The organism is Clostridium sp. 1001271B_151109_B4 (assembly GCF_015670405.1).
In the GTDB taxonomy this organism is placed as follows: domain Bacteria; phylum Bacillota; class Clostridia; order Clostridiales; family Clostridiaceae; genus Clostridium.
Map to the genome: position 1 here is coordinate 19,621 of NZ_JADPBQ010000018.1, position 12,473 is coordinate 32,093.

Annotated in this window: 9 protein-coding genes and 1 riboswitch; of the genes, 1 reads left to right on the plus strand and 8 read right to left on the minus strand. The window is 31.4% G+C overall.

Going from position 1 to position 12,473, the window contains the following annotated elements:
- Window position 1: 1 nt before the first annotated feature.
- Window positions 2–1,564: a PTS transporter subunit EIIC gene (locus I4V63_RS12220; RefSeq protein WP_196001527.1), complete on the minus strand. Its 1,563-nt coding sequence runs from the start codon at window positions 1,562–1,564 to the stop codon at window positions 2–4.
- Window positions 1,565–1,633: 69 nt separating this feature from the next.
- Window positions 1,634–2,419, minus strand: a complete 786-nt coding sequence (locus tag I4V63_RS12225) for a carbohydrate deacetylase (protein WP_196001528.1) — start codon at window positions 2,417–2,419, stop codon at window positions 1,634–1,636.
- 413 nt (window positions 2,420–2,832) lie between these two features.
- Here I4V63_RS12225 and I4V63_RS12230 point away from each other — a divergent pair, with 413 nt between their 5' ends.
- The gene (locus I4V63_RS12230) at window positions 2,833–3,564 is read left to right on the plus strand and encodes a MurR/RpiR family transcriptional regulator (protein ID WP_196001529.1); all 732 of its coding nucleotides are present in this window, start codon (window positions 2,833–2,835) and stop codon (window positions 3,562–3,564) included.
- Between the two features lie 67 nt (window positions 3,565–3,631).
- On the opposite strand, the gene guaA is transcribed toward I4V63_RS12230, so the two are convergent.
- From guaA to I4V63_RS12260, 6 genes are all read right to left on the minus strand, one after another.
- On the minus strand, window positions 3,632–5,173 hold the full coding sequence (guaA, locus tag I4V63_RS12235) for a glutamine-hydrolyzing GMP synthase (protein WP_196001530.1): 1,542 nt from the start codon (window positions 5,171–5,173) through the stop codon (window positions 3,632–3,634).
- Between the two features lie 147 nt (window positions 5,174–5,320).
- Window positions 5,321–6,775, minus strand: coding sequence for an IMP dehydrogenase (gene guaB / locus I4V63_RS12240; RefSeq protein WP_196001531.1), 1,455 nt, complete (start codon window positions 6,773–6,775; stop codon window positions 5,321–5,323).
- Window positions 6,776–6,946: 171 nt separating this feature from the next.
- A riboswitch (purine riboswitch) is annotated at window positions 6,947–7,044 on the minus strand.
- A gap of 595 nt (window positions 7,045–7,639) precedes the next feature.
- Window positions 7,640–8,389, minus strand: a complete 750-nt coding sequence (locus tag I4V63_RS12245; RefSeq protein WP_196001532.1) for an A24 family peptidase — start codon at window positions 8,387–8,389, stop codon at window positions 7,640–7,642.
- Between the two features lie 268 nt (window positions 8,390–8,657).
- Window positions 8,658–10,286, minus strand: a complete 1,629-nt coding sequence (groL, locus tag I4V63_RS12250; RefSeq protein WP_196001533.1) for a chaperonin GroEL — start codon at window positions 10,284–10,286, stop codon at window positions 8,658–8,660.
- Between the two features lie 22 nt (window positions 10,287–10,308).
- Window positions 10,309–10,593, minus strand: coding sequence for a co-chaperone GroES (gene groES / locus I4V63_RS12255; RefSeq protein WP_196001534.1), 285 nt, complete (start codon window positions 10,591–10,593; stop codon window positions 10,309–10,311).
- A 346-nt stretch (window positions 10,594–10,939) separates the two neighbouring features.
- Window positions 10,940–12,445: a 4Fe-4S dicluster domain-containing protein gene (locus tag I4V63_RS12260; RefSeq protein WP_196001535.1), complete on the minus strand. Its 1,506-nt coding sequence runs from the start codon at window positions 12,443–12,445 to the stop codon at window positions 10,940–10,942.
- Between the last annotated feature and the right edge of the window lie 28 nt (window positions 12,446–12,473).

The window sequence follows — 12,473 nt, forward strand, 5'->3', positions numbered from 1 at the left end:
TTTATTCATGTACTTTTTTGAGATATTCCATATAAGCTTCAACTTTTTCGCGTTCTTGTTCCACACCAATACCAATGATTATTTGTATGTGTTTACCTTTATCAACGATTCCAGAAGCCCTTACATTTTCTTTTAATATTTTAATATTAACTTTATCTTCATCTTTAACATCAACACGTAATCTTGTGTAGCAATTAATTATGTTTTCAATATTATCTGCACCACCTAAGCCGGCAACGATATTTTGAATTTGTGGTTCAAACTCTGAATCAGGATCACCTACACTCAAATCAGTAACTGGCTCACTTACAACTTCATCTATTTCACGACCTAATGTTGGAATATTTAATTTCACAATTAATTTTTTGAACACAAAATATTCTAAAACAGCAGTTGCAATAAAGATTACTGGAATTAAATATTGATGCCCTAAACGTGTTGGAAATGCAAAACTATTGATAATCATATTTATTCCTGTATCAAACTGGATATTAATCCCTACTAAATTTGTAATAAATAAACTCAATCCATATACTACAGCATGTGCCAACCATAAAATGGGTGATAAGAACAAGAATAAAAATTCTAATGGTTCAGTAACACCAGCCAAGAACGCTGTAATTACAGTTGGAATTAGAATCGTAGCAACCTTCTTTCTATTTTCTGGACGTGCTGTTTTCCAAAGCGCAAATGCAATACCTATTGGTAAAGAAATCGAACCAAAGTTTGATAAATAACCTATCGATGGATGCATTGTTGTGATTTGACTTACATTCCCTAGTTCTGCTAACCAGATATTGAATGCACCGTTATATACTTGACCTGCAATTTCTGCGGTACCACCAAGCGGGGTATAAAAAATCGGCATCCATAAAAAGTGGTGCAACCCTAACGGTAAAAGTAAACGATTTAAGAACCCATAGAAGAAAAAACCTACTGATCCTGCAGTTGTAGTTGTTTTTACTACTGCTTCAACTACTGAGTTAATGATTGGCCAAACATAAGTAATCCCTATTGCAAGCAGAATCGTTGCAAATACAATAAGTATATAAACAGACTTTGTACCAGAATATGGTGACAAATACCTGTGTAGCTTAATATCACCGAATTTATTGACCATCCAACCGACGAACACCCCTAAAGAAATTCCTAGAAAAACTCCCATATCTGTTACTTGGATACCAAAGACCATTCCTTGTCCAGTCCCATAAAGCCCTTGTTCACCAGCAACAGCCAAACGATCCGTAATTGTTAACCAAGAATTATTGGCGTATAAAAAGATTAAAAACGTAATAATTCCTAAAATTGCCGCATCCGTTTTATACTTTGGTTTTGCTAATGCTGTGGCAACCCCTACACAAAATATAGCACTTAGCTGACCAATCATCCCCCCAGATAAAATATTAAAGATAAAATCTCCAATATTTTTTGTTAAATTTGGCATCATTTCTAGTTTCAAAATTGCACAAACTGACAAAATGATTCCGGTCACCGCCATAAACATTACTGGCTGAATAATCGCTTTTGAAAAAACACTGGCCGATTTAATAAACTTCTCTTTCATATATGTCTCTCCCTTTTAATATTTTTAATTTAATTATTCCAACTAAAAAAGTTTCTACCCAATAAATATTTATATATTTTTATAACTACATGTCACAATCTGATTACATTCAAATAGTTGCTTCATTTGTGAGTCACACAAAATTGATACTTCCTTCATCCGTTGAATATTAAATGAAGAATTGAAATACAGCATCTCATCTACATAAGCTGGATGAACCATCAGCTCTGTTATCCAATTATCTTTAACTTGATCAAGCACTGTTTGAACTTCCTCGAAACATTTTATTCGGTTTTCTTCAAAAGATATCGTTAAATCGCGAATAGCTGAATGGTTCATCAAATCTAGAAACCCTTTAATTCCCTTCTGAGCAGGTAGCTCTATATTTTCTTCTAACCCAAAAACATTTCGAAAACACAAATGATATTTATCTGCAATTCTTTTAGTTATCTTCAAATTTTCAGGAAATGTATGAACATGATGATGACTATCCAAATGCGTCAACTTAAGTCCGTGATCCATTAAATAATCTATTTGATGGGACCACTCCTGAAAAATTTCTTCATCACAAATTTCATTACGATGTTTTTTATATTCAGATAAGCTATAAAAGTCTCCATTTTCATCTATTAGTGAAGCCCCTTTGGTTAATGGTTTTCCACAGGTTAAAACAAGATGACCACCCACTCCAAGATATGGGTTTTCCTTAGCAAGCGTAATAGCTTCATCACATCCTGGCATATTAGCCATTAAAGTTGTCGAGGTCAGAATTCCTTCCTTATGAGATTTGATGATTCCTAGATTGACTGCTGAAGAGTAGCCAAAATCATCGGCGTTGATAATTACTTTTTTCATAATCTACCTCTTTCATTAAATCATATTAGCATTACTCTTCTTAACTCTAGAAAATACAATAAGTTTAACTAGACGTATTTATCCCATACGAAAGAAGAAACGAGTAATGAACAAAACAAATATTAGATGTCCTCATCGTCACTACGATAAACTATACAAATTTGATTTTGATAATCCGGATAATCAAAAATAACCAAACTTATATAATTTTCAAAGATCGATAAACTCTAAATTTTATTAAACTATTTTTTGGTAATATCTTAACGGAGTAATTAAAGAAACTATATTCATACAATTGTATTTGCTTTCTTTATATTAATAGTATATTATATAAAAAAAGCGCAAACAATGCTTATACACTATCATGGTTACGTTTTCACTTTTTGAATATACTTTCACAGGAGCGTGAGATTATGACCAAAATTTACTATTTAAATCGTTTATTTCCTAAAAATAATTTTCGAAATGAAGATGAAAAAATAATCGAGAACATTATTGAAGCAATTAAAAATAAATCTGTAATCGACATTCGTACTATTGCACAAATGAACTACACCTCTCAATCTTCAATCAGTCGTTTAGCAAAAAGAGCAGGCTTTAATAATTTCAAAGAGCTAATTTTTTTCCTTTCAAATGAATTATCATATAAATTGACAAATCAATTAGAAACATTACCTTTTGTGATGGTAAACCAAGATTGGGATCAAATAGATAGCTATTTTAATAATGCTTTCTCAAATAAAAAAATATACTTGTTTGGTGAAGGATTTTGCCAAATATTAGTTGATTACACTTATCGTAAATTACTTTTAAAAAGAATTTATGCTATTGACTTAAATGGCGTGGAAATCAGTTTGGTATCAGATCAAACCCCTTATACATTAATTACATTTTCCCAATCAGGTGAAAATAAAAACGGTTTAATAAAAATGGAAGAGTGTAAGCATTATGGTGGTAAAGTTATTGCCTTTACAGCTACGGAAAATAGTAGCTACACTACGAAAAGTGATCTTGCATTCATTATAGAAAATGGCTCTACTGGTATAGATCATGAAAATCAAAATTTGAATTACTTTTTTGGTAACTCTTTAAATTTGATGGAGCATCTCATTAATCGTTATGCAAAATCAATATCAACTCATTGATAAAAACTTCTCCACAAAAAAATATCACCAAGAAAGTTCATATTTATGACTTTCTCGGTGATTTATATTATTCAAATTCAATAGTTGCAGGTGGCTTTCCTGTACAATCATACATTACTCTATTTACACCATTAACTTCATTTACTATTCTAGTAGTTACTTTTCCAAGAACTTCCCATGGTAAATCAGCAGATTCTGCTGTCATAAAGTCACTTGTAGTTACAGCTCTTAAAGCAATTGCATAATCATAAGTTCTTTCATCACCCATAACTCCTACAGATCTCATATTAGTTAAAGCTGCAAAATATTGACCAATTTCTTTATCAATTCCAGCTTTAGCTATTTCTTCTCTGTAAATGGCATCTGCATCTTGAACTATTCTTACCTTTTCAGCAGTTACTTCACCAATAATTCTAATACCAAGTCCTGGACCTGGGAATGGTTGTCTGTACACTAAATGTTCAGGTATATTAAGCTCTAAACCGGCCTTTCTAACCTCATCTTTAAATAATAATCTTAATGGTTCGATTATTTCTTTAAAATCAACGTAATCAGGAAGTCCTCCAACATTGTGGTGAGACTTAATTACAGCTGAATCCCCTAATCCACTTTCAATTATATCTGGATAAATTGTACCTTGAACTAAGAAGTCCACAGCTCCAATTTTCTTAGCTTCTTCTTCAAATACTCTAATGAATTCTTCACCTATGATTTTTCTCTTAGTTTCTGGATCTTCTACTCCAGCAAGAGCTTCATAGAATCTTTCTTGAGCATTAACTCTGATAAAGTTTAAGTCATATTGTCCTTCAGGTCCAAATATAGCTTCTACTTCATCACCTTCATTTTTTCTAAGTAGACCATGGTCAACAAATACACAAGTTAATTGCTTTCCAATAGCTTTTGATAATAAAACAGCTGCAACAGATGAATCAACTCCACCTGATAATGCACATAATGCTTTACCATCTCCTACTTTTTCTCTTATTTCTTCAATTGTCTTCTCAACAAATGAATCCATTTTCCAATCCCCAGAACACTTACAAATGTTATAAACAAAGTTTGATAACATCTTAGTTCCTTCTTGAGTATGCATAACTTCTGGATGGAATTGAACTGCATAAAGATTCTTTTCTTCACATTCCATAGCAGCCACTGGGCAAACTGGAGTATGACCTATAATTTTGAATCCTTCTGGAGCTCTTTCTATATAATCAGTATGGCTCATCCAACAAATCGTTGATGATGCAACACCTTCAAATAATTTTGATTCAACATCAACAGCAACTTCTGTCTTACCATACTCACTTACAGGAGCAGTAGCAACCTTTCCTCCAAGTACATGAGACATAAGTTGTGAACCATAGCAAATACCAAGTACAGGTATCCCTAATTCAAATATAGCTTTATCACATAAAGGAGAATTTTCACCATATACACTATTTGGTCCTCCAGTGAAAATGATTCCCTTTGGATTCATTTCTCTTATTTTTTCAACGCTTAAATTATAAGGATGAACCTCACAATATACATTACACTCTCTAACTCTTCTTGCAATTAATTGATTATATTGACCACCAAAGTCAAGTATTAATACTAATTCTCTACTCATTAGAATCCTCCTAATGTTTTTTCTTTAATTATCTCGTAAAATTATACATTTTTCAACAAAAATGTTAAAACCTAAACTCAGAAACTCCAAAAAGGAGTTTCCATATCTAATTATTAACTCAAAACTATTAATTATTAACTATCTAACCTATTCCCTAACACTATAATTTGGTGCTTCTTTAGTGATATTTATATCATGTGGATGACTTTCTCTTATCCCTGATGCAGTTTGAACAACAAATCCTGCATTTTCATATAAATCTTCTAAAGTTGGAGCCCCAAGGTATCCCATACCTGATCTTATTCCCCCAATTAATTGATATAAAGTCTCAGCTACCATACCCTTATATGCAACTCTTCCTTCAACACCTTCTGGAACAAATTTCTTAGTACCATTTTGGAAATATCTATCCGAAGAACCCTTTTCCATAGCTCCTAAAGAACCCATTCCTCTATAAACTTTATAGCTTCTTCCTTGATATATTTCCATTTCACCTGGTGCTTCATCACAACCAGCAAGCATTGATCCCATCATACAAGCACAAGCCCCACCAGCTAAAGCCTTAACTATATCTCCTGAATATTTAAGTCCACCATCAGCGATTACTGGAACTCCATACTTTCTTCCTTCTTCAGCGCAATCCATAACTGCAGTTAATTGAGGAACCCCTACCCCAGCAACTATTCTTGTTGTACAGATTGATCCTGGTCCAATACCAACTTTTATACAGTCAGCTCCAGCTTCTGCTAAATCTCTTGTAGCCTCTGCAGTAGCAACATTTCCAGCAATTATTTGAAGTTCAGGATATTTAGCTTTTATCTTTTTAACACCCTCAATAACTCCTTTTGAGTGACCGTGAGCTGTATCTAATGTAATAACGTCAACCTGTGCCTTAACTAAAGCATCAACTCTTTCCATCATATCATTAGTAATTCCAACTGATGCTCCACAAAGAAGTCTTCCTCTTGAATCTTTTGCTGCATTTGGATATGCCCTAACTTTTTCTATATCTTTTATTGTTATAAGCCCTTTTAGGTTATTTTCTGAATCAACTAAAGGTAATTTTTCTATTTTATGAGTCTTTAATATTTCTAAAGCTTCTTCTAATGTTGTTCCTTCTGAAGCTGTTACTAATGGACTCTTAGTCATAACTTCTGAAATCTCTTTATCATAGTTTGTTTCGAATACTATGTCTCTGTTAGTTATAATTCCTACTAATTGAGTTCCTCTTGTAACTGGAACACCTGAGATTCTATATTGAGCCATTAAATCTAATGCTTCTCTTACAGTATGGTCTTCATTTAAGAATATTGGATCTGTGATTACTCCATTTTCTTGTCTCTTAACTCTATCAACTTCTTTTGCTTGATCTTCAATTGTCATGTTTTTGTGTATTATTCCGATTCCGCCTTCTCTAGCCATTGCAATTGCCATCTTAGATTCAGTAACTGTATCCATACTTGCACTCATTAGCGGTATGTTTAATGTTATTGTTTTTGTTAATTGAGTTTTTAATGAAACCTGATTTGGTAAAACCTCTGATTTGTTTGGTACTAGTAATACATCATCAAATGTGTAAGCTGTTTTTAATATTCTTGCCATACTTAATCTCTCCTATCATTATTATTCATCTTTATATTTATGTAATAAATGCCCTTTATATCTGATTATATATTTTGTTGGGGCTAATCAAATAAAAAAAAGCATATTAAGTCCGCTATCTATAAGTGAACATTAATATGCTTTTATCCTGCACATTATTCGTGTTTAGGTAAGTATATCAAATTCACTCATAGATGAAAATTTAAGGTTTTCAGTAGAAACACCCTGCCATATTCAGGGTTTATATGAGTTGTTTTATTATTCGTGTTTTTTCGCTTTTTATTATTATAGTTTATGGCTTATAGCTTGTCAATATAATAAATCAAAACAAATAAATGCTAATAATATATTTACTATCTTTATGATATATTATTAGCATTTATAAATATCTTATTATCTATAATTTATTATTTTATTAATAGTTGTTTTTATTTTATGATAAATTATCATTTCAATCGCTATAAATCCCAAATATATTATTAATTAAAATAACGCACTAATATAATATTCTTAATTTATATATCCGTAAACAATTTAATCTCAAAAAAGCAAGCTAAATTATAACCTAGCTTGCTTTTTTATAAACTTAATATTTAATTTTAATATAAATCTGGAAGCTTAGTTCCAACTGTATATACTTTTACATCTTCACTTAGTTGACCAATTGTTACCTTATTATAATATTGCTATGTTACCTAATCTACACTTATTATTTGAAGCTATTGCTACCTCCTCTAGTAAAAAAGCATTACTACTATACTAATAATTATCACTTCATAATAATTACTTATATTGTTCATTATAATTAGTATTTTTACATATTTAATCATAATATTGTTTATTATTATCCAATTGAACTTTCTTTTAAAATAATTTTAGATAAAAATCTATTATGCTATTACCATATAAGCAAGCAATTAATCCTCCAATTGCTAAGTATGGTCCAAAGGCAATTTCTGCTTTCTTATCTTTTAACTTTAAAACTAATATTCCTGTAGCAACTAATCCACCTAAAACTACTGAAATGAATAAAGTTACTAAAACGCCCTTAATTCCTAAAAATAATCCGCATATAAGAGCAATATCAATATCACCCTCACCCATTCCATGAGTTAAAATTACAATTAAATAAATAACTAAAAATCCAATAAAGGCACCAGTAATATAATTCCATGGTATAACTCTTGTTTCTAACCACTCCAATCCTAGAAATATTAATCCTGAAACTACCCCAAAAACAATAGTAGAGTTATATACATTTTTAGTTTGAAGATCTATTATTCCTATTACTATCAAAAGAGAGGCTAATAAGCAGAACTTAAATAAATTTAAGGTAAATCCAAATTTTAAATAAATTGCTACATATAAAATTGAATTTAATATTTCAACTATTGGATATTGTATAGAAATCTTTTCTTTACATCCTCTACATATTCCACCTAATAATACATAACTTAATACTGGAATTAAGTCTTTCACCCTTAATTCATACCCACAATTAGTACAATGTGATGGTGGAAATGCAATTGATTCTTCATTTGCTATTCTACAAATACATACGTTTAAAAAACTTCCTATTACTAATCCAAAGATTATTACTAAAAAAATCTCCATTACTACTCCTTAAAATTAAATTGTAATTTTATCATCATTAGAATAAATAATTACAATCAACACCAATTAGTTATATGATAGCATTTTTTACTACTATATTCCATGTTTCATTTTACTCCTTTTATTTTTTTGTATTTTCCTACAAAGAAATTATTTTTTTGTAATTATATCCATAAGCTGCAATAAAAATAAGGTTACTATTAACTCCTTATTATAGTTAATAATAACCTTATTTATTAAAATTACTAATTTTTATTCATTATTTATATTAGTACATTCCATCCATTCCGCCCATTCCTGGTGCTCCTGGCATTGGCTGTTCTTTTTCTGGAATATCAACCACAGCAGCTTCAGTAGTTAAGAATGTAGAAGCTACAGATGCAGCATTTTGAAGTGCACTTCTTGTAACCTTAGTTGGATCAACTATTCCAGTCTTAATCATATTTACATATTCATCATGTAAAGCATCATATCCCATTCCAGCTTCGCTGTTCTTGATTCTTTCAATAATTACAGAACCTTCAACACCTGCATTAGTAGCAATTTGTCTCATTGGCTCTTCTAATGCTCTTACTATAATGTTAATACCAACTTGAGTATCAGCAACGTCTGATTTTAACTCTGCAACTTTGTTAATAACATTAACGTAAGCTGTTCCACCACCTGGTACTATTCCTTCTTCAACTGCAGCCTTAGTAGCAGCTAAAGCATCTTCTATTCTAAGCTTTCTTTCCTTAAGTTCTGTTTCTGTAGCAGCACCAACTTTAATTACTGCAACACCACCAGAAAGTTTAGCTAATCTTTCTTGTAATTTTTCTTTATCAAATTCAGAAGTAGTTTCTTCTATTTGCATTTTTATTTGATTGATTCTTTCTTTTATATTAGCGCTGTCTCCTCTACCATTTACTATAGTAGTATTATCCTTAGAAATTTTAACACTTTCAGCTTGACCTAGCATATCTAAAGTAGTTTCTTTTAAATCTCTTCCTAACTCTTCAGAAATTACTTGACCACCAGTTAAAATAGCTATATCTTGAAGCATTTCTTTTCTTCTATCTCCAAACCCTGGAGCTTTAACCGCAACACAGTTAAATGTTCCTCTTAACTTATTAACTACTAATGTAGCCATTGCTTCACCTTCAATATCTTCAGCTATTATTAATAGCTTCTTACCAGCTTGAACTATTTGCTCTAATACTGGTAATATTTCTTGTATGTTTGTAATCTTCTTATCAGTTATTAAAATTAGTGGATTATCCAATATAGCTTCCATCTTTTCAGTATCAGTTACCATATAAGCTGAAACATATCCTCTATCAAATTGCATACCTTCAACTACTTCTAGTTCAGTACCCATTGATTTAGATTCTTCAACAGTAATAACGCCTTCATTTCCTACCTTTTCCATAGCATCTGAAATAAGCTTACCTATTTCTTCATCAGCTGCAGAAATAGCTGCAACTCTAGCTATATCTTCTTTCCCACTAACTGGTTTAGAAATCTCTAATATTTCACTAACTGCCTTTTCAACAGCTTTTCTTATACCATTTCTAAGTAACATTGGATTTGCACCAGCTGTTACATTTTTTAATCCTTCTCTTATAATAGCTTGAGCTAAAAGAGTAGCTGTTGTAGTACCATCCCCTGCAACATCATTAGTTTTAGTTGCAACTTCCTTTACTAACTGAGCTCCCATATTTTCATACGGATCTTCTAATTCTATTTCTCTTGCAATTGAAACACCATCATTTGTTATAAGTGGTGAACCAAATTTCTTATCTAAAACTACATTTCTTCCTTTTGGTCCTAATGTTACCTTTACCGTATCAGCTAATTTATCAACACCAATTTGCATTGCTCTTCTAGCTTCTTCTCCAAATTGAATCATCTTTGCCATAATAAATCTACCTCCTAATTAATTATTCTACTATTGCTAATATATCGTCTTGTTTTAATATAATATATTCTTCACCTTCAACCTTCACGTCTGTTCCTGCATACTTAGAATATAATACCTTATTTCCAACTTCTACATCCATAGGAATTCTCTTTCCCTCAACCATTGCTCCTGGCCCTATTGCAACAACTTCTGCTTCTTGTGGCTGTTCCTTTGCTGTTCCTGTTAAAAGTATTCCACTCTTTGTAGTTGTTTCAGCTTCTAATTTTTTTATTACTACTCTATCACCTAATGGTTTTATATTCATAAATAAACCCTCCTATATTTTTATTATTAGCACTCACCTAAACAGAGTGCTAATATCTTTATATTTATAATATAATTTATAAAGTAAACTTTCAACAATTACTTTCTATATTATTACCTTACTAAGGTCAAATATTACTAATTATAGTAATTTATTTTTAATTTACTTTGTTTCCCATTATTTTTCTTATTATTTAAACTTTAATTGAATCACATTTACTATTTTAACATAAAATACCATTCTTTGAAACAAGCTATGAATTTATCATACTATAGATAACCCCACAGTTATATCTAATAATTTATTTACATGTTAAAAACCTTGTATCAAACTCTTACACTATATATTATTGCTCTTCAGAAGGCATTCTTTCTAAATTTACTCCTTCAAAATCCTCAAGAGTTCTATTTTTAAGAACAGCCTTAATAGTAGTTCCATTATTAATCTTAGTAAATGCAGCCTTAGCTCTCATTGGTGGAGCAATTACACCGGCGCCATTGATACATCCACCTTCACACATCATACCTTCAATGAAGTTTCCAGGTAACTTGCCTACCTTTGCAAGCATCATAGTCTTTTTACAATCAAGTCCTGATGTTGGTACTGGTTTAAACTCAACTTCAACTCTACTATCTGAAATATAATTTTTAATAGCTGCAGTTAATCCACCTGAAGCACCAAAATTTCTTCCAAATACAGATGCATCATTAACATTTTCCTCTTCACATTCAAAAGGATTAACATCAAAAGCTTCGAATAAAGCAAGCAACTCTTCAAATGTTAAAACATAATCAACTGCATCCTCTACTCCAATTCTAACAGCCTCGCTCTTTTTAGCTGTACAAGGTCCTATGAATACAACCTTAGCCTCTGGATCAGTTTTCTTTATATATCTTGCTGCTGCAACCATTGGCGATACAGTTCCTGAAATTCTATCCTTTTCAGTAGGATTTACTTTTTCAATAAAGTTCAAGAAACCTGGACAACAGGAGTTGGTCATATATTTATCTCCTCTTTCCATTCTTTCAACAAATTCATTTGCTTCATGAACAGTTACTGCATCAGCACCTAATGCAGCCTCAATCATTTCTTCAAATCCAAGCGCTCTTATAGCATTTCTAATCTTACCGTAATTCATCGTAGGTCCAAACTGTCCAGTTATAGCTGGTGCAACAATTGCATACATTTTTCTTTTTCTTGAAAGCCTCTTTGCAACTGGAACAATTAAGCTCTTATCAGAAATTGCTCCAAAAGGACATGCTCTCATACATGAACCACAATTAACACATAATTCCTCTTTAATCATAGCTCGTCTATCATCAGGATTAATATCTAAAGCTCCTGTCGGACATGATCTCTTACAAGGTCTCATAACCTCTGATATAGCATCATAAGGACATGCTTTTTTACATCCTCCACATTCCTTACATAACTCTTGATTTATATAAGCTCTTCCATTTACTATTGTAATAGCTCCAAAATTACATGCACTTTGACATCTATGTGCAAGACAATTTCTACATGAATCTGTTACATTGAATTTATTTATAGGGCATCTATCGCATGCTGCTTCTATAACATATATAATTTGCTCATCTGGTCTAATATCAATTAAATCTGGTTCAGCATTATCGCCATTAGCAAGATATCCTGCAGCAAGCTTAGCTCTTTCTAAAACGATAGCTCTTTCTTTATAAACACAACATCTATATTGTGCAATTTCACCTTTAATAACTTCATAAGGAACCTTTTCAATACTCTCTAAACTAATTTCATCATTTTTTGCAAGCCTTGCAACTTCTGTTAATACCTCATGCTTTAACTTTTTAAGCTGAGTTTCAAATTTAAACATTTAACCACTCCCCCCTCACACTGTATAC